The 19,233-nt window shown below is 45.8% G+C and carries 11 protein-coding genes and 1 pseudogene; 5 read left to right on the top strand and 7 right to left on the bottom strand.

What is annotated here, in order from left to right:
* Positions 1-97 precede the first annotated feature (97 nt).
* From BACCELL_RS06195 to BACCELL_RS06180, 5 genes and pseudogenes are all read left to right on the top strand, one after another.
* Positions 98-1,642: pseudogene (locus BACCELL_RS06195) on the top strand (IS1182 family transposase).
* Between the two features lie 326 nt (positions 1,643-1,968).
* Positions 1,969-2,106: a hypothetical protein gene (locus BACCELL_RS26815; RefSeq protein ID WP_007210771.1), complete on the top strand. Its 138-nt coding sequence runs from the start codon at positions 1,969-1,971 to the stop codon at positions 2,104-2,106.
* Positions 2,107-2,113: 7 nt separating this feature from the next.
* Complete coding sequence (locus BACCELL_RS06190; protein WP_007210770.1) at positions 2,114-2,581, top strand: CYTH domain-containing protein; 468 nt, start codon at positions 2,114-2,116, stop codon at positions 2,579-2,581.
* A 117-nt stretch (positions 2,582-2,698) separates the two neighbouring features.
* Positions 2,699-3,991 carry an MgtC/SapB family protein gene (locus BACCELL_RS06185; RefSeq protein WP_026366563.1) on the top strand — a complete coding sequence of 431 codons (1,293 nt, stop codon included), beginning with the start codon at positions 2,699-2,701 and terminating at the stop codon, positions 3,989-3,991.
* Between the two features lie 183 nt (positions 3,992-4,174).
* Complete coding sequence (locus BACCELL_RS06180; RefSeq protein WP_007210768.1) at positions 4,175-6,703, top strand: TonB-dependent receptor domain-containing protein; 2,529 nt, start codon at positions 4,175-4,177, stop codon at positions 6,701-6,703.
* 109 nt (positions 6,704-6,812) lie between these two features.
* Here the strand turns inward: BACCELL_RS06180 and BACCELL_RS06175 are convergent, their stop codons facing one another.
* From BACCELL_RS06175 to BACCELL_RS06145, 7 genes are all read right to left on the bottom strand, one after another.
* Positions 6,813-8,690, bottom strand: coding sequence for an outer membrane protein assembly factor BamB family protein (locus BACCELL_RS06175; RefSeq protein WP_044153429.1), 1,878 nt, complete (start codon positions 8,688-8,690; stop codon positions 6,813-6,815).
* A 49-nt stretch (positions 8,691-8,739) separates the two neighbouring features.
* A complete protein-coding gene (locus BACCELL_RS06170; protein ID WP_007210765.1) occupies positions 8,740-9,960 on the bottom strand; it encodes an alpha/beta hydrolase family protein in 1,221 nt (406 codons plus the stop codon).
* A gap of 126 nt (positions 9,961-10,086) precedes the next feature.
* Positions 10,087-12,915 carry a triple tyrosine motif-containing protein gene (locus BACCELL_RS06165; RefSeq protein ID WP_007210764.1) on the bottom strand — a complete coding sequence of 943 codons (2,829 nt, stop codon included), beginning with the start codon at positions 12,913-12,915 and terminating at the stop codon, positions 10,087-10,089.
* A 197-nt stretch (positions 12,916-13,112) separates the two neighbouring features.
* Entirely contained in the window at positions 13,113-14,435 is a 1,323-nt protein-coding gene (locus BACCELL_RS06160) for a glucoamylase family protein (protein ID WP_007210763.1), read from the bottom strand.
* A gap of 8 nt (positions 14,436-14,443) precedes the next feature.
* Positions 14,444-15,304 carry an endonuclease/exonuclease/phosphatase family protein gene (locus BACCELL_RS06155; protein ID WP_025725647.1) on the bottom strand — a complete coding sequence of 287 codons (861 nt, stop codon included), beginning with the start codon at positions 15,302-15,304 and terminating at the stop codon, positions 14,444-14,446.
* A 26-nt stretch (positions 15,305-15,330) separates the two neighbouring features.
* Positions 15,331-17,652: a beta-glucosidase BglX gene (gene bglX / locus BACCELL_RS06150; protein ID WP_007210761.1), complete on the bottom strand. Its 2,322-nt coding sequence runs from the start codon at positions 17,650-17,652 to the stop codon at positions 15,331-15,333.
* Between the two features lie 107 nt (positions 17,653-17,759).
* Positions 17,760-19,226 carry a RagB/SusD family nutrient uptake outer membrane protein gene (locus BACCELL_RS06145; RefSeq protein ID WP_007210760.1) on the bottom strand — a complete coding sequence of 489 codons (1,467 nt, stop codon included), beginning with the start codon at positions 19,224-19,226 and terminating at the stop codon, positions 17,760-17,762.
* Between the last annotated feature and the right edge of the window lie 7 nt (positions 19,227-19,233).

Genomic DNA, 19,233 nt, shown 5'->3' with positions numbered 1-19,233 from the left:
GAAAGCATATAATGAAACAAAGCCCTGACTTGCCCAAGCCAAGGCTTTGCCATATCATAAATAATTTGTATCTTTATGATATACAATCATATATAATATGTCAGAAAACATACACTTTCGGGATTACAATCCCAAACAAACAATTCTTTTTCCTCAGCGTCTTGACAAGGATATTGCGGAGAATGCCCCTGTGATTGACACGGTAATTGACAACTTTAAGTTGGAAAACTTCCGCAAACTTTATAAAGAGCGCGGCCGCAGTCCATACCATCCGAAGGTGATGCTCAAGGCCGTGATTTATGGCTACATGAACAACCTTTATTCCTGTCGCAAGATAGAATCCGCCCTAAAGCGCGATATCCATTTTATCTGGCTCGCTGGTTATGAGCAGCCTGACTTCAATACCATCAACCGCTTCCGCAACTGTGTGAAAGGAGAAATCAACCGTGTATTCACCCAGTTGGTGATTATACTGGCGGAAAAGGGATTCGTCACGCTTGATGTGGAGTATATCGACGGTATAAAAATCGAATCGAAGACGAACAGATACACTTTCGTATGGTGCAAGACTACCGAGAAGAACCGTGTCAGGCTGATTGACAAGATTAAGGCTCTTCTCGAACAAATAGGTGAAGCCATAGCGCAGGAAAACGTCCGGGAGGAAAACGGGCAGGATTTCACACCGTCAGACCTTATGGGTATTGCCAATGCACTCAACCGTTCCTTGCAGAAAGAGCCGGAGCCCGTAACGAAAGAGGAAAAGCTGCACCGGAAAGAAAAAGAGAGACAGATAAGGAGATCAAGGAGCACGCCGGCAAACTTGATGAATATGACGGAAAACTGCGTATTCTTGGGGATCGCAACTCCTATTCAAAAATCGACCATGACGCCACATTCATGCGCATGAAGGAGGACGAGATGAACAACGGGCAGACCAAGCCGGGTTACAACCTGCAGATAGGAATAGAGAACCTGTTCATTCTTGACTTTGGTTTGTTTCAATCTCCCGGAGATACTTTTACCATGGTCCCGTTCTTCAAGTCGTTTTTTGAACGCTACCGCAAATTGCCGGGTATAGGAGTTGCCGATTCCAGCTATGGTTCGGAAGAGAACTACCGGTTCATGGAGGAAGCCGGCATTGCCGCCTATGTGAAATACAACTGGTTCCTCGTGAACAGCGCATGCACTATGAACCCAACCTGTTCAGTCCGCAATCTTTATATTATAATGCCGAAGGGGACTATTATGTCTGCCCGATGGGACAGCACATGGAACGCATTGGCACAGCACGATCGAAGACGGGAAGCGGATATGTTACCGAAAGCGCACGCTACAAGGCCCGATGCTGTGAGGGATCCCGCTTCGGGGAAGTTGCTTCAGAGCTAAAGGGAACAGGATAATCGAAGTCAACCACCGTCTAAACGAATATCGGCGGAAAGCCGGGGAAAGGCTTACCTCAGAAGAGGGAATCAAACATCGGGGACGGCGATGTATAGAGCCGGAAGCAGTCTTCGGACAGATGAAATACGACATGGCGTACAAACGGTTCCGTCATTTTGGAATTGACAAAGTCAAAATGGACTTTGCCTTCTTTGCCATTGCCTTCAATCTAAAGAAAATGTGCTTTTTCGATTTAACCTAGAGCGACGAAATACTACTACGTAGTAAATATTAAACTACTTGTAAGTAGGTGGGCATTTACTGCGTAGTAGTTTACTAACTGCTTGTAGATGGTTCGGGATATCTCTTTGCCGTACCTGAGATGCACTTGCTCCGTACCAAAGCCGTACTTTCTTCGTTCAGAGCTACTTCTGACCGAAGAATATACGGAGCAAGTACGGCTCAGATACGGTTCGGGTATGGTTCAGATATTAGCTTGTTACAAATAAATTTCCTCTTTTCTTTTGGAATCTTCCCGAATTTCATGTTACTTTGTTATTAGTTGAACTTTAATACTAAGAACACATTATGGGAAAGAGTAAGAAAAAGGTTATGCATAGCCGTAAAGAAGAAGAACAAGCTAAGAAAGTGTTGTTGATTATTGGTGTATCTGCATTGATACTGGTGCTGGTGATGCTGATAGGATACTCGTTCTTAGGGAAATAACTAATAGATGTCGCAAGAAATAGAACGGAAATTCCTCGTGACGGGGGAGTACAAATCGAGGGCGTATGAACAAAGCCGTATTGTACAAGGTTATATCAGTAGTGCAAGAGGCCGGACCGTGCGGGTGCGCATCCGTAACGGAAAGGGATATCTTACGATAAAAGGTGCTTCCGATGCTTCGGGACTCAGCCGATATGAGTGGGAAAAAGAGATTCCATTGAATGAAGCGGAGGAACTGATGAAACTTTGTGAACCGGGTGTTATCGATAAAACTCGTTATCTGGTGCGCAGCGGACGGCATACGTTTGAGGTGGATGAGTTCTACGGTGAAAATGAAGGTTTGGTAGTTGCTGAAGTGGAATTGACTTCGGAAGACGAGGCTTTTGAAAAACCGGATTTCATAGGGCGGGAAGTAACAGGCGACGTCCGTTACTATAACTCGCAACTGATGAAGCATCCATACACCGTTTGGTAAGGCCTTAATACCCTGTCAACAAGAAGTTAAGAGTTTGTCAACAAGGAGTTAACTTCTTGTTGACAGGAAGTTAACTCCTTGCAAATGGTTGCTAATCAAGTATATTCTGAGGACGAAATGGAGAAACTTTATGAATACCTGCCTAGAGAACTGGTGACCTTTGTATTGGTGACTTTGTTTTCTTTATTAATAGGACTTTCACAGCGGAAAATCAGTTTGAAGCGCGAAGGGGAGACAACGTTATTCGGTACGGACCGCACGTTCACTTTTATAGGTATTTTGGGGTACCTGCTTTATATTCTTGATCCGGTGGATTACCGCTTGTTTATGGGCGGTGGCGCTATATTGGGACTGCTGCTGGGATTGAACTATTACGTTAAACAATCTCAGTTCCATGTATTCGGGGTTACCACCATTATTATCGCACTCATCACTTATTGTATTGCTCCTATTGTAGCCACACAACCCTCTTGGTTTTACGTGATGGTGGTTGTGACGGTATTGCTCTTTACCGAATTGAAGCATACTTTTACAGAACTCGCACAGCGCATGAAGAATGACGAGATGATTACTCTCGCCAAGTTCCTCGCTATCAGTGGCATTATCTTACCGATGTTGCCGAATGAAAATCTGATACCCGACATTAATTTGACTCCTTATACCGTCTGGTTGGCTACGGTAGTTGTATCCGGTATCTCTTATTTGTCTTATCTGCTGAGGCGATATGTATTTCATGAGTCCGGTATTCTGGTATCCGGTATTATAGGTGGTTTGTATAGCAGTACGGCAACTATTTCTGTTCTGGCACGTAAGAGTCGCAAGGCACCTGCACAGGAGGCGCCGGAATATGCCGCGGCAATGTTGTTGGCAGTGAGTATGATGTTTCTTCGTTTCCTTATACTAATAGGCATATTCAGTAAGGCGATTCTTGCGGAAATTTATCCATACCTCCTTATAATGTCCTTCGTTACGGCGGGAGTGGCCTGGTATCTGCATCGGAAGCGTAAGTCGATTCCGGTGACGGGCGAAGAAGCTGAAGAAGAAGATAGCAGTAACCCGTTGGAATTTAAAGTTGCACTGATTTTTGCCGTTCTGTTTGTGATATTCACCATTGTGACACATTATACTTTGATTTATACCGGTACAGGTGGATTGAATGTCTTGTCGTTCATTGCCGGGTTGAGTGATATTACTCCATTTATTCTGAACCTGCTGCAAGGTTCGGGTGTTGCCGTTGTGGTGGTGACAGCTTGTTGTATGCAGGCTATCGTGAGCAATATTGCCGTGAATATGTGCTATGCGTTGTTCTTTGCCGGTGGGAAGAGTCCGTTGCGCCGGTGGGTACTGCGTGGGTTTGGTGGTGTGATTGCAGTGAATGTCTGCCTGCTACTTTTTTTCTATTTGCTATAAATTCCGCAAGAACGCTTACAAATATTCTCTCTAATCCCTTTTCTTTGTGCTTTTTTAACTCCGAAAATCTCGTAGGTAAAGAAAAAGAGCCTACTTTTGCCGCATTCATGTGACAAAATAGCTACGATGTACGTCTAATACAAAAACAGTCAACTAATATTCATCAAACAAACTAAAACAGAAATGAAAATTAAATGCCCTTTGCTGCTTATAATGCTGGTAATATCCTCATTGGTAGCGGCACAGAATGCGGCACCTCCATTTCAGATTAAAGGAGTCTTACTGGATTCTTTGACTCAAGAGGGAGAACCTTATGCCACAATCAAAATCGTGAAAAAAGAAGCGCCTGCCCATGCATTGAAAATGCTGGTAACAGACATGAAAGGTAAGTTTCAGGAAAAGGTTCCGGGGACGGGTGATTTCGTGATGACGATTTCTTCTATCGGTAGAAATACCATTGTGAAAGATTTTACTGTGAAAGCAGGAGAGAAAATTGTTGATTTCGGTACGCTGTATATTACAGATGCGTCCAATGAGCTTGGACAAGTAGAGGTGGTAGCTCAAAAACCACTGGTGAAAGCTGATATTGACAAGATAGAATATAATGTACAGGATGATCCTGATTCAAAGTCAAACTCTGTATTGGAAATGCTTCGTAAAGTGCCTTTGGTTACTGTAGATGGCGAAGATAATATTAAGGTGAACGGTAGTAGCAGCTTTAAGGTGTATGTGAATGGTAAACCTAACAATATGATGAGTAATAATCCGACGGAAGTACTGAAAAGTATGCCCGCCAATTCTATCAAACATATCGAGGTTATTACTAATCCCGGTCCTAAGTATGACGCTGAAGGTGTAGGGGGGATCCTGAATATTGTCACTGTAGGTAGCGGACTGGAAGGGTATACGGCTACATTTAGTGGAAACGTTAGTAACATGGGGGCTGGTGGTGGCCTGTTCGGTACAATTAAGAGTGGTAAGTTGACGATAAGTGCTCGTTATAATTATAATTATAATGATCGTCCGCGTAGCTATTCTGGTGGTACTCGTCGTACAGTAGGCGACATAACCGACGGTTCTTCAGATTTAGATTATAGTGGCGATAGTAAAGGGCATGGTAATTTCCAGTCCGGCAGCATGGAAGCCAGTTATGAAATTGATACTTTGCGTTTGATAACCATGTCGTTCGGACTTTGGGGTGGCGGAAATAACAGCAATGGACTGAGTAATACTTTTGCAACGATGCCCGGTACCGGTGATGATCTGTATCAATATGTATCGAACAATAGAAGCAAAAGTTCCTGGTATTCTATTGATGGTGGCATTGACTACCAACGTATGTTTCATGTAAAAGATCGTATGTTGACCTTCTCTTATAAAATCAATACCAGACCGGAAAGTTCGGATTCATACTCCACTTATGATTATGATATGGAGGATGTAGCTCCGGATTGGCAGGATTTTATGAAACGTATGAAAAATCAGCATAATGATGGATCCCAGAATACTACTGAACATACTTTCCAGGCTGATTATACGACGCCTATCGGCAAGATACATACTCTTGAAGCCGGTGCGAAATATATTCTCCGTGATAATTCTTCGGAAGATGATCGTTATGAACAAGCGTCAGCAACTCAAGCTGATTATGAGTTTGACAATGATCACAGTTCGCATTATAAACACCAGAATGACATTTTGGCTGCATACCTTGGATATGGACTGAAAGTGAAGAAGATATCCGGAAGGCTTGGTGTGCGTTATGAGCATACGAAGCAGGAGGTGAAATATCTGTTGGGTAAGGGAGATAACTTTGATAAGAATTTTGATGATTTAGTTCCTTCTGCAAGTATTGGCTATAAGTTGACAGATATGTCTAATCTTCGTTTTGGTTATAATATGCGTATTTACCGTCCGGGGATCTGGTATTTGAATCCTTATCTGGACGATAGTAATCCTACAAATATAAGCCAGGGTAACTCTCATTTGGATAGTGAGAAGAGTCATTCATTTAACTTGAGTTACAGTAACTTCACGCAGAAGTTTAATATCAATCTTTCAGCCCGCTATAGCTTTACCAATAATAGTATTGAACGGGTAACAGAACAGGTGAAGGATACAGAAATTTTCGGTCTGCAAAATCCTACAGGTAAAGAAGTGCTTTATTCTACTTATCAGAATATAGGTAAGAGCAGGAATGCCAGCCTAAGTGGTTATATCAACTGGAATGCTACCTCCAATACACGTATCTATGCAAACCTTTATGGTAACTATACTTATTTGGAAGGCGCCAATGGATTGAAGAATGACGGTTGGAATTTGTTTGCTTATGGTGGTGCTCAGCAGTCTTTGCCTCACGATTGGCGTATCAGTCTGAATATTTATGGTCAGACGCCTTGGATCATGTTGCAGGGAAAGGGGAGCAGTTTCTTTGACTACGGATTGAGTGTAAACAAATCATTCTTGAAGAAGCGTCTGACCTTGTCGGCATTTGCTAGCAATTTCTTTAAGAAATATCAGCATCCGACTTCAAGTATAGAAGGTGTAGGCTTTATACAGGATAGTTGGAATAAATATACTCGTCAGCGTTTTGGTGTAAGTGTTAGCTATCGCATCGGTGAGTTGAAAGCCAGTGTGAAGAAAGCCGCGCGTACCATCAGCAATGATGATGTGAAGAGTAGCGGTGGTGAAGGGGGCGGTGGCGGAGAATAATCTGCCCGTACTTTCCTGAATTATTTTTCATCCGCAGATGGCGCGGATAACGCAGATTTACGATTAATGAAGTCTGCGTTATCTGTGACGTCGGCGGATGAACTGTTTTCTATAAGGGATATTCCAGACAAGTCACCGTACCATCCATTGTCATGACAATGATTTTCCCTTTTCCTGCATTCTTTAGTGAAGTTATTGCCGAATGGGAGATTTTGTGTGCCCAGGCAATGCCGCTTCCGTCTGTCCGCACGGCATGGAGAACACCAAATTCAGTAGGAATGAACACCAGTTGTTCGGTTGTTTCCATACGGGTGGGGATGAAGTTGCTTTCGTAGGGCATTGATGTATTCCAAAGACTGGTATAGGTGCCGTGAGATATATCCGCAGCGGTGATGTTGTTCTTGATTCCTTTCACATACATTGTTTTTCCATCCGGTGAGAAGCCGAGGGACTCGCGTCCTTTCGCTTCATCGGAAGCCCAAAAAATTTCTCCCGTCCCGGGATGGAATGAGCGGACGAAATAGTCGGAGCTGAGAACTATGACTTGTTCATTCGTCTTTCCTTGCCGCGTATACGGCAGTACTACCGGCCAGCAGGCACCCGGTGAGAAATATCTGCCTCGTTTGGTGTCGAACTCCCATATTTTCTCCCCACTCCTGCGGTCGATGGCATAGAACATCGCTCCCCAAGTGCCTATATATACGCGCTCTTTATCCACAGCCGGGCGTGATTCGATGTAGCCTTGCAGACCATTACAAGTCCAGTTCAGTGTTCCGTCTGTCAGCTTTAAAGAGTAGAATTTACCGTTGCTGCTGCCGATGTAGACTGTACCTTCGGTTACGACAGGGCACGCTACAATGGGGTAATCAGTATTGTATTTCCATCGCACTGTGCCCTGCTTTCTGTCAAGGGCATAGATGAAACCATCACAGGAAGAGACTATGACAAGTTTTGGGGTGATAAATGGGGCTGAAAATATCTTGTTTCCGGTGGTATAGGTCCACTGGGTTTTGCCGTTCTTGGCATTAAGGGCATGGACAACACCGGCTGTATTGGTGTAAACGTACAAGTTACCGTCTATGCTTCCCTGCGAAGCGATATCGGTCACATCCTTCAATTTCCAGGTTTCGCGTACCGAAGGATAAGTAGCATTGATAGCGAAATCCGGACGATAGTAAGTGGTATCCTTCTTCTCCTGCAAAGGTGCCAGATGGATCGTATTCCATACAGGGCGGGTTTCTGTTTTGATGATGCGTTCATGGAACTCTAATGTATTGCCGCGAAGTGTGACCAGGTTATATCCGCCTATCGGATCTTTTCTGCGCAGGGACGAACGGCCGATTACGGCGGGAATACCTTCGGCATCATAAGCACGGTTCACGTGTAGGTGTCCGCCGAGTATTGCCTGGATATTGCGCGCTTTAAGGATGTCGACAACTTCGTACCAGTTACTCAGATCCTGATCGATAGGGAAGTGATTGATGAAAATAATGGGTTGTTCTGCCGGAGTGGCGCGAACGATAGAATCGAGCCACAGAATTTCTTCGCGGGGAATGTGAGGTGGTCCCATACGCAGACTTGGTCCGGCGCCACAGCCGATGAAACGTACTCCCTGCCAGTCGTAACAGAAATGGGAGGCTTGGAAAATCTTGTCGAACATAGTGCATCCGTTTTCACTCCAGTTTACATCATGGTTGCCGGGGATGAGAAAATAAGGTTTCCGGAAGTTCTTCAGAATGTCTTGCAGCAGATAAAATTCCTTGGTGTCACCGAATTCAGTGACATCGCCGCTGAGGATGGTGAAGGCAACGTCAGGATTGGCATTGATGTCTTCAATGGATTGTCGCAGGTCGTCTTCGGCATAGGCGAAAGAATTGAGATGTACATCACTGAGCCATGCGAAAGTGAAGGCTCGTTCGTTGCTGCCTTGTCCGTAGGAAAGGAGAGACAGCGCTATCACACAGATAGCCAATAAAATTCTTTTCATGATTCTTTGGGGGTATTAGTAAGTGTTATACCCCCAAAGATAAAGAGTTTTAGTGGAATAACCAGCGCTCATAGTCCACCTTTTCGTAAAGTGGCGCAATGGTTACTTCTGTATTCGCATCTTTCTTTCCAAGCAGGAACTTGTCGACAAACGCTTCTACTTCAGGATACTGGCTTTCGGGTAGCTGGCAGTGCCCATGTCCGCCTACGATGGAGAAGCCCATTCTGTCGGCAATGCCGAAGGTTTCCCATACTTTACGGGCAGCACGGCAGGAGACATAACCCGATTCATCAGCCAGCCATACATAGTCCGGGTTTCCGAGTACCAGCAGTGCACGCGGTGCTACCATGGCACACAGTTCGTGGTGGTCATACGGCAATTTCGATACATTATCTTCTTTATACTGGAACATGCTTTCCTTAAACCAGGCATGACTGGTTCTTCCCAAAGTTTCCACTTCACCCAGCGTTTCGGAAACACGCCATGCTGCCGCACCGCCACCACCCGGTTCCTGAGCAATGGTCAGTGCAATACGCTCATCGAATGCTCCGGCAAAAAGAGCCATTTTCCCGGCGAAGGAACAACCGGATATGGCCAGTCGTTTGGTATCTATCTTGCTCTTTTTACCTACGATTTCCAATCCGTCAATGATACGGCTCACTCCCCAGGACCAGGCGCAATAGGCTCCCATGTCTGTACGGTCAGGATAAAGTTTGTTGATAGGCTCGTTGCCGCGCTTTTGTGTGTGCGACATGACTTGTGTGAAGTTGAATGCGATTTGTGCTATATTGCGGCTCGTGAAGATGGTGGGAGGAAGACTACCCGTGCCTCTGCCTATTCCAATGATGGCTGGGAAAGGGCCTTTACCTGCCGGATAAGTAATTTTTGCTTTCAGGGTGAGCGTTTGTCCGTTCACTGTTACATTTACTCTAAGGGTATCATCCACGATATCCGCTGTAATGTCTTTTTTCGATACTACGGGTTTCTTGCCGATTTCGTAGTGTTCTATTTCGCGGGCTATCTCTGCACGCCGTCGGCTCCAGTCCTTGAAGTTGGTTGAACGGCCACTGCCATCGGACCATTGAAAGGGATCGGTCAGTGTTTTTACTACCGGCAGTTCGTTGATACCTGGCAACACGGGTGCAGGATTCTTTATTCCCGTATTTTCCACAGTGTAGACTAAGGGGATTTTCTGTGCAAATGTGGAAATGCCCATACCCATGTTCAGCAGAACAATCAGTACCCATAAACGTGTTTTCCTGTTTTTCATGTTTCTATCTTTTAAGAGGTTTACATCTGTTGGCAAAGATAGACGATGTTTTTTTTAACCGGTTAGTAGGATGTTACAGATACTTTTCATGGTGTTACATAATTAGAGAAATAGACTTCGTTTTTATTAATCTATATTCAAAAAGTACTCATTCAGGTTCTGTGTAGGCTTCAGATCGAGCTTCTTTCGCAATCGGTACCGGTTATTCTCTACTGCACGAACCGAAAGGTTCATTAATGAGGCAATATCCTTAGTCTCCATATTCAGCTTGAGGCAGGCACAGAGACGCAAGTCATTGTTGGTCAGCTGCGGATGCGCCTCTTTCAACCGTTTGAAGAAGTTGCGGTGCTTCTGTTCGAACTTGATAAGGAACATTTTCCAGTCATCTTCCGTATCGAGGTTATTGGCAAGCAACGTATTTATTTTCTGATAAAGAGGTAATAAGGCTTTCTGCGTATTACGGGAGCAAATCTCATCTACCATCTCTTTCAGTTTCAGGATAAGTTCGTTCTTGTGGATGATGAAAGAGGTCTGGGTAAAGATCTCGGCGTCTTTTTCCTCGATTTCATTTTGCAGTTGCTCGTTCATCAAACGCAGGCGTGTAGCTTCCTGAGATTTCATTCTACGCAAGTGCTTGGTTTGCAGGCGTCGTTTCATCAGGTAGAAGGTGCCGAACAGAGTGGCGATAATGAGTAAGCAGCAGGTAAAATACCACCAGACAGTATTGTACCAGGGAGAGAGTACGTCGAATTCCAGAAGAGTGTCCGGTGAGTAATTGTTTAAGCCGTCCGTGGTACGCAGGCGAAGTATGTATTTGCCTTGCGGCAAGCGGGCGTAGGAAATGCTGTTCAGTCGCTTCGGGGCACTCCAGGCACTGTCCATTTCTTCCAGTTGGTATTGAACGAAAAGGTTTCCGGCAAAGGCGGCATTGACAGAGAAGCCGACAGTTACCGTATTGTCTTTATAGGGGATATGAATAGTTTTGTTGAGGTCCATGAAACCTGCATTTTGTTCTTTTCCGGCATGAATAAATTCCAGATTAGGGGCGGAAAGTTCCACGGTTTGCCGTTTGCTGCGATGAGAGTCATGGAGGATAAAACCTGCATCCAGGCAAATGAGTGAGAGGGAGTCGTTGAGAACGGAAATATTCTCATAAGCCGTGATGAGTGAAAGATTGTCAGCTTCCACCTTATATGCTTCGCGGATGCGGGCAATGTATCCGTCGTAGAAGAAACGGTAGACAGATGAGCCGGTGATGGCCCAGCTTTCTTCACTATCGATGGGAACGATACGTTTCAGATCGTGTATCGTTTCGAAACATCGGTTCAGATGCTGCTCAAGCTGCAAGTTGTCGTTGACCTCATCATAGATATAAAATTGATCATTGCCTAAGAATAGGATGCGTCCGCCCGATTTGAATAATTGCAGGCGGGCAGGGAGTGAGTTGTCCTTCTCATTACCGTAATACGTATAGTATCGGAAAGCGCTCTGTTCGTCATTCAGACGGCATTTGTAGACGCCTCGACTGCTGGTTTCCAACCAGATATTTCCCAAATGATCTACTTCGGCATTATATATCGGGTCGGCGATCTGGCGCATGGAGTTTAGCTCTCCGGTAGTTCTGTTTAATATCAGGAGTTCATCATAGGTAATGATAATCTGTATTTGTTTTCCATTGATGGTTGCCTCCAGGGTGCGGAAGACTCCTGTATTGATGCGATACGGGTGACGGATATGGAGATCGGGAAGAATTTCCAGCAGTCCGTTAGTATGTGCGCAAAACAACCGTCCGTCTATTTTACGGAAGGACCATACCTGCCCCTGAGTGCCCTCTATCAATTTGAGGGAAGAAAACATATCCAGATCATTGAGCTTGTCATGGCGGGTGTAGTAAATTCCCTGATTCGTTCCGATGAGCAGATTGTCGTGCCAGATAGTAGCATCGTATATGCCGCCGAAGCCACCGTCTGTGGAACGGTAGTAACTTAAACCATCGGTATACCGGATGTAAGCGAGCCCACGGTCAAGGGCTACCCAGATGTTATTTTGATTATCTTCGTAAAGGGATAGAACGGTGTTATTCTGAAGAATGTTAGCAGTGGAGAAGTGATTGAGGATATTTCCATGGGTATCTACTTCATATATGCCACTGAGCTGTGTGCCCAGATAATAGGTGTTCCGTTTGGCGGAATAGATGGCGCAGTTCAGTTCCTGCCCTCTCAATTGTCGCGAGAGGGAGAGGTTCCAAGGGATAAAGTTCTTTTGATCGTAGATATAGATTGCACCGGTGGAAGTGCCTACCAGATAACGGTCGGTATCGTAGGGTAGGATGACACGGGTAGTGGTGCCGTTCAGGAATTCGCTCCCAGGGATTTTGTTGAGTATGCCGTTGTGCAACTGATAAAGTGCACCATACATTTCTTGTACCCAGTATTCATTACGTACCTTCAGAAGAAGTAAAAAGGCGTTTGGCCCATCAACGGGAGTGATGGTATGGTGATCGTATACGTAGATATGACTGAAAGACTGGAAATACACTTTGTCGCCTTCTATCCAGATACGCCAGAAACTTTGGTTGTCGAGTGGGTTATCCCCATTGATTAATCCTTTCAGTGAAGTGTATTTCAGTTCTCCTGATTGGTCTCGATCCCAGCGTCCCAAGTCTTCGGAGCCCCCACTGTAAATGGTGTGGTGGGATTCTACGGCTATGGCACGTACGAGGCTGGCATCAGGTGTTTGAAAGAGTTTCCATTCCATGCCGTCGGATGCCAGCAGGCCGATGCTGTTACCGAAGTACATGATACCTTTCTCATCTTGCCCGATAGACCAATTCTTGTTGGCAGCGTGGTATTTGTCACGTGAGAGGTTGGTGACATAAGGCTTCTGGTTGGCGAGTATGGTGGCACATACAAAAAGGGACACACAGGTTATGATAATGTTTTTTCGGATGTCCATAATAGGTTGAATAAAGGTTAGAAAAGGTCATGACCTTATTGTTATTCTTGGGACAAAGATAATTAATTTAAGGTTAGAGTAAAAATATAGGGGATTTTCTTTATTCACCACAGAGTGACACAGAGTCTCACAGAGTTCAATCTATAAAAAACAAAAAAATGAAACTCGGCGAAACTCTGTGTTACTCTGTGGTGAGCTTATTTAAACCCCAGCTTCTTCAGTCCGGTTTGCACATCGGGATGGCTCATGAATAGTTTCCACAGCAGGCCGGTACGGTAATTTTCTATCATTACAGCGATAGGTCCTTGGTCGATGGCAAGATAGCGTTTAGGATACCAATCTTCCGTTTCGCTGAAAGCGTCATAGAAGCCATAAGGTCCCAATACCTTGTCTCCCATTCCATAGAGATAGCGCATTACTTCCAGTGAGTATTCCGGAGTATAGACAATGGAAGAAAGAGCGGCAGTGGGAGAGATGACTCCGTGATCTGCCGACTCGTTCGGAGCATGGGCAGAGTAGCCGTTGACAGAGTAACTGGCGGTCAGTCCCCAACAATCAGGACCAAAACCTTTCCACTGCTTCGGGTTGCGGATGCAATAGGCGCGGTTGATCAGAGTAAGATTGCGCATTTCATTGAAATAACCGGGACAATACTTATCAGATAAATTTGTCGGGTCCAGTCCGAGGAAAGAATAGTGTGCCCAAAAGAGGGGACCGGCTTCACAACCTTGATAGCGCAGGTGAAGTTCGATATCTTCTACCTTGTGGGGATCGACAATGGCGCCTTTTTCTGCCCAACCTTCATGATAGACAGTTGCGGGAATGCTGTGCGTGGGGGAGGCAGCAGCAAGAATGTACATGATGAGACACTCATTGTAACCGTGTACGGGGAAATTCATTTCCCAGCCGTATTCGGGACTCCAGTGCCAATAGAGTACATTCTGATCGTTCCGGCGATAGAAATTCCAGTCAACTTCACGCCACAGTGTGTCGATGCGCCCGGCAAGGGCTTGTTCTGCGGGGGAGCCGTTGATGTAATATTGGTGTACGGCAAGCAGACCCTGCATCAGGAAAGCGGTTTCCACGAGGTCACCGCCGTTGTCTTTCTGTCCGAAAGGTTTTACCCGTCCGGTATCTCCGAACCACCAGTGCGGGTAGGCACCGTGGAAACGGTCGGCTGTTTCAAGAAAAGAGACGATGCGCTCCATGCGTGCCAGCCCTTCTTCACGGGTGACGTAACCGCGGTCGATGCCTGCCAATACAGCCATGATTCCGAAGCCACTGCCACCGGTGGTCACTACATTCTGGTCATCTTCGGGATAGATACCATCTATATGGATACGTTCGCATGCCAGTCCGCTATTAGGTTCGGCTCCTTCCCAAAAGTAATTGAAGGTACGGCGTTGCAGGGTGTCCATCAGGGATTCGTCGCTTATCCGGTCCGGTTTTGCTGCCGGGCTTTTACATTGTGTAAAGCCCAGCAACAACAGGAGCAATAATAAGCTATATTGTGTCTTCATACCTATTTCTATCGAAGGATTACGTCAACAAGTACGGGATCGTGATCAGAAAGGAAGCCATTCTCCGGCCTGTCCTGAATGACACGATAACGGTTCGTTTTCATGCCGCCGCTCACAAACACATAATCCAGCAAGACACGTTCTTCCAGCGGCAGTCGACCGAAATCATGGAAAGACCAGGATGGACCGTACGTAATGGCTGCCACCTTTGACGCATTTTCCATTCCTCCTTTTTCAAGAGTCTGCAGAGGTGTCTCGTCGGGAGTACAATTGAAGTCGCCGGTGATGATGGCTGGCATGTGCGGGGCAATCTCTTTAATCTTGTTCAGAATGAGTTGTACGCCTTCTTTACGCGCTATCTCTCCGTCGTTGTCCAGATGGGTGTTGAAGAATACCAACTTCTTCCCGTTACTCTTTTCTTGCAGTATGGCCCAGGTAGTAATACGGTTGTAGGAGGCGTCCCAGCCTTTGATGCCGATGGTTTCGGGCTGTTCACTAAGAGAGAAATTACCGTATTCCACCAATGTGAACCGGTGGCTGTTGAAGAATATCGGGCAATATTCGCCTGCTTCCTTGCCATCGTCACGTCCTACGCCTAAAGCGGTGTATTGGGGAAGACCTTGTTTCAGGTCTTCCATTTGATTGTGACGTACTTCCTGCATACCCAGCAGGTCGGGCTGATAGTAGGTAATCATTTGGCAGACGTTATCTTTGCGATATTTCCAGTTATTGGCACTGTCCGAAGGAGCATCTAGGCGAACATTAAAAGTCATCACCTCCAGTGGCTGTTCATTTTGTGCAGACTGGTTTTTGCAACTGCCGAGAAGCATCAGGCCACACACGCAGGTCAGTAAAGCTATGTGTTTCATGTTTCCTTTGTTTTTATTCTGAATTATCATTTTAAGCTCAAACGGGCTATTTTTACATGCTGGCTGTTACCGCCGATCATTACATCAAAGTCTCCCGGTTCGGCTACATAGTTGAGATCATAGTCGTAGAAGTGCAACAATTCCGGGGTGATTTTGAAAGAGACCGTCTTACTCTCACCTGCTTTGAGGAAGATTTTTTCGAAGCCTTTCAACTCTTTCACCGGGCGGGTAATGCTTCCCACCAAGTCGCGGATATACAGTTGTACCACTTCCGCACCATCCCGCTTACCGGTATTGGTCACTGTAACTACAGCGGTTACAGAACCGTCCTGGTCCATTGCAGGAGCGCTCAAAGTAATGTCCCCGTATTGGAATGTGGTGTATGACAAACCGTAACCGAACGGATACAGTGGATCATTGTCAACATCCAGATAGTTACTGCGGAACTTCTCGAACCATTTACCTTCTTTCAAAGGGCGGCCGGTGTTTTTATGATTATAGAACAAAGGGATCTGCCCTACATTCTTCGGGAATGTCATGGTCAGTTTGCCACTTGGATTTACATCACCGAACAGTACATCGCCGATAGCATAGGCAGCTTCGCTTCCGCCGAACCATACATTCAGGATAGCGGGTACATTTTCCTGTTCCCAGGTCAGTGTCAATGGACGGCCAGTGAAGAGGGTCAATACAACCGGTTTTCCGGTCTTCAACAATGCTTCCAGTAATGTGCGTTGTACATCGGGAATATTCAGATCTGTCCGGCTTGAACTTTCTCCGCTCATTTCAGAAGATTCACCTAAAGCGGCAACGATGACATCTGCGTTTGCCGCTACCTTCAACGCTTCTTCCAGCATTTCCTTGTCTGTGCGGTTGTCACGGTTCAGCGAACGTCCGAACATGGTGGCGCGTTCTTCGTAAGCGGCGTCACTACTGAGGTTGCTGCCCTTGGCATAAGTGATGTTCACCTTACCTGCCATCATTTCTTTCAACCCTTCATATACAGAAGGGTAATCGTTGAGGCGTGCAGCCACACTCCATGTTCCCGGCATGTTGCTACGGGTATTTGCCAATGGACCTATAACGGCAACCGTACCTTTTTTTGCCAATGGCAATACAGGAACCTGACCGGTTTTTGCCGGTTGATTCTTTAAAAGTACAAAGCTTTCACTCGCAATCTTGCGGGCAACATCACGGTGTTCTTTGGTGAAGATATCCCGTTTCGGGCGCTTCAGGTCACAATATTTGTAAGGGTTGTCAAACAATCCCAGCTTATACTTGGCCTCAAGGATACGGCGACAAGCCTTGTCCAGTGTTTCCATGTCAATCTTTCCTTCGGCTATAGACTTTTTAATGGTACCGATGAAGCCTTCGCTCACCATATCCATATCTACGCCTGCGTTGAGCGCACGTGCCGAAACTGTCTGTAAGTCGCCGATACCATGCGCAACCATTTCAGAAATTCCAGTGAAGTCCGTCACTACAAAACCGTCGAATCCCCATTGTTTACGCAGTACATCGGTCATCAACCATTTGTTGGCTGTGGCGGGCACACCGTCTATTTCATTGAAAGAAGCCATAACGCTACCTACACCAGCCTCTACAGCAGCCTGGTAAGGGTATAGGTATTCGTTGAACATGCGGTTGCGGCTCATATCCACAGTGTTATAATCGCGTCCGGCTTCTCCGGCTCCGTACAGAGCGAAGTGCTTTACGCATGCCATGATCTCATCGTTTCGTTTCAACTGATTGTTGAGGTCCACTCCCTGATATCCCGACACCATTGCTTTAGCGATGGCGCCTCCCAGGAACGGGTCTTCACCGTTACCCTCGCTGACACGTCCCCAGCGCGGATCACGGCTGATATCTACCATCGGGCTGAATGTCCATGAGATACCATCGGCACTGGCTTCGGTAGCAGCAATGCGGGCGGACTTTCTGATAGCGTCCATATCCCATGAGCAAGAGAGCCCCAATGGAATAGGGAAGATTGTTTCGTAGCCATGCACCACATCCATACCGAATATCAGGGGGATACCCAGGCGTGATTTCTCTATGGCAAGTTTCTGTACATCGCGGATCTTCTCTACTCCTTTCAGGTTGAGAAGTCCGCCTACCCATCCTTGCTCAATCTTTTTGGCTACATCGCTGTTCTGTGCTTGTCCGGTAACGATTTCACCGGAAACGGGCAGGTTTAGCTGACCGATTTTCTCTTCTACAGTCATCTTCTTCATCAGTGTGTCGATGAAGCGATCCATGTCCTGCGGAGCTTTTTGTGCCTGCATACCGGTAACACCCATCAGGGCAGTAGCCAGCAATAAGCTTGTTTTTCTGAAAACTTTCTTCATGATATGTTTTGTTTGGGCATTTATTTAAGTTTCGCAAGTTAATGATAATCCGGTGCAATCTGTATGTTGTTATCATTAACTTGCGAAAACTAAATTAATTCATAAGGTTACTCATCCTTCGGCTCTTTCAGCAAATCAGGAATCTGAGTATACTGGTTGAAAGGAAGCGGCAAAAGTGCCTTATCTTCAGACCAGCCTTTCAATTCTGTTTTTGCCAGACCGGTGCGTACAAGGTCGTTATAACGTTCGCCCCATTCGCACATCAACTCCATACGGCGTTCGTCGATAACTTGTTGGAAAGTTACATTGGTAAGTTCCGGCATCTTGGCACGTCTTCTTACTTCATTGAATGGAGCGTCACCATTCTTGCCATTTTTGATTTTCGCCTCGGCATTCATCAAGAGAACATCAGCATAGCGGAAAATACGTGCATTATTGTTTGTACCGTATTTCGTACGTCCCGGTGTTAATTGGTTCAGCGGGGTGTATGCTTTACCGTTCCAGCAGTCGGTCTTTTTCGGATCTACTTGCTCCCGGATATAATCACCGTCCGGTGTCGTTTCTCCTGCCAGCAGGAATGAAGTGGTGGCACGTATTGTCTCTCCACGAGCGTATGCCCAGTCACGGAAAGATTTCAGGATACCGCAGTCTCCCCAACCGCTGATGTCACTGCCGGAGTTATTGGGACCTTGACAAACAAACCATTGGTCACCATCAATCAGATCTCCGGAACCATTGCCGAAGTCAGTCATCTGACATTCGAATATAGACTCGTCACAGAGCTTTCCGGGAATCTTCCATAACTGGTAGAAGTCGGGATAGAGTGAGAAATTACCATGCTCAATAATATCGTTTGTCAGTTCTTCTACCTTTGCATAGTTACCCATGTTCAGATGAAACTTGGCAGCCAGCATCTCGGCAGAGAACGCTGTAACGGCTCCCTTGTGTTCACTTTGGTTCGGACGGATACGCGGCATATTATCAATGCCGTACTGCAAATCTTCCAATGCATATTTGTTTACCGCATTGGCAGTGGAGCGGCTCAAATCAACCTGATTATTGTCGCGGAGAATGGTAACCGGACCAAATGCCTGCACCAGACGATAGTAGGCATAAGCACGCATAAACATCACTTCACCACGATATGCCTTATAGTTTTTCATATCGCTATCGTTGGTGATATTCTCAGCGTACAGGTCTAACGATTCAATAGCTGCATTGGCAGTTTTGATAATATTGTAATATTGCATCCACAATTCGTTGAAGCCCCAGAAAGAATCATTATACTTATATTCGCTCAGGTTGTAATAGTCGCTGCCATTCCACTGGCCGCTAAATACGTCCTGGTCGCGAATCGTAGTAATTTCCCAGATCACCCAGTGCAAACCGCTGGTGCGAATCTTTGCATATACGCCTGATACCGGTTGGTACATATTGCTGATATTGGTATAATCCACCTTCTCTTCCGGCACTTTTCCTTCAGGCTCTTTGTCCAGAAAATCATTACAGGATGCGAACGATAATACCATCAAGGCGGACATTATATATATAAAAGGTCTTATTAATGTTTTCATTAGTTCT

The sequence above is a fragment of the Bacteroides cellulosilyticus DSM 14838 genome (assembly GCF_000158035.1).
Classification (GTDB): Bacteria; Bacteroidota; Bacteroidia; order Bacteroidales; family Bacteroidaceae; genus Bacteroides; species Bacteroides cellulosilyticus.
This window is presented reverse-complemented; position numbering and strand designations above follow the sequence as displayed.

Coding starts and splice junctions, on each gene's coding strand:
- BACCELL_RS26815 (WP_007210771.1), top strand. CDS start 1,969: ATGGGAAAGAGTAAGAAAAAGGTTATGCATAGCCGTAAAGAAGAAGAA.
- BACCELL_RS06190 (WP_007210770.1), top strand. CDS start 2,114: ATGTCGCAAGAAATAGAACGGAAATTCCTCGTGACGGGGGAGTACAAA.
- BACCELL_RS06185 (WP_026366563.1), top strand. CDS start 2,699: ATGGAGAAACTTTATGAATACCTGCCTAGAGAACTGGTGACCTTTGTA.
- BACCELL_RS06180 (WP_007210768.1), top strand. CDS start 4,175: ATGAAAATTAAATGCCCTTTGCTGCTTATAATGCTGGTAATATCCTCA.
- BACCELL_RS06175 (WP_044153429.1), bottom strand. CDS start 8,690: ATGAAAAGAATTTTATTGGCTATCTGTGTGATAGCGCTGTCTCTCCTT.
- BACCELL_RS06170 (WP_007210765.1), bottom strand. CDS start 9,960: ATGAAAAACAGGAAAACACGTTTATGGGTACTGATTGTTCTGCTGAAC.
- BACCELL_RS06165 (WP_007210764.1), bottom strand. CDS start 12,915: ATGGACATCCGAAAAAACATTATCATAACCTGTGTGTCCCTTTTTGTA.
- BACCELL_RS06160 (WP_007210763.1), bottom strand. CDS start 14,435: ATGAAGACACAATATAGCTTATTATTGCTCCTGTTGTTGCTGGGCTTT.
- BACCELL_RS06155 (WP_025725647.1), bottom strand. CDS start 15,304: ATGAAACACATAGCTTTACTGACCTGCGTGTGTGGCCTGATGCTTCTC.
- bglX (WP_007210761.1), bottom strand. CDS start 17,652: ATGAAGAAAGTTTTCAGAAAAACAAGCTTATTGCTGGCTACTGCCCTG.
- BACCELL_RS06145 (WP_007210760.1), bottom strand. CDS start 19,226: ATGAAAACATTAATAAGACCTTTTATATATATAATGTCCGCCTTGATG.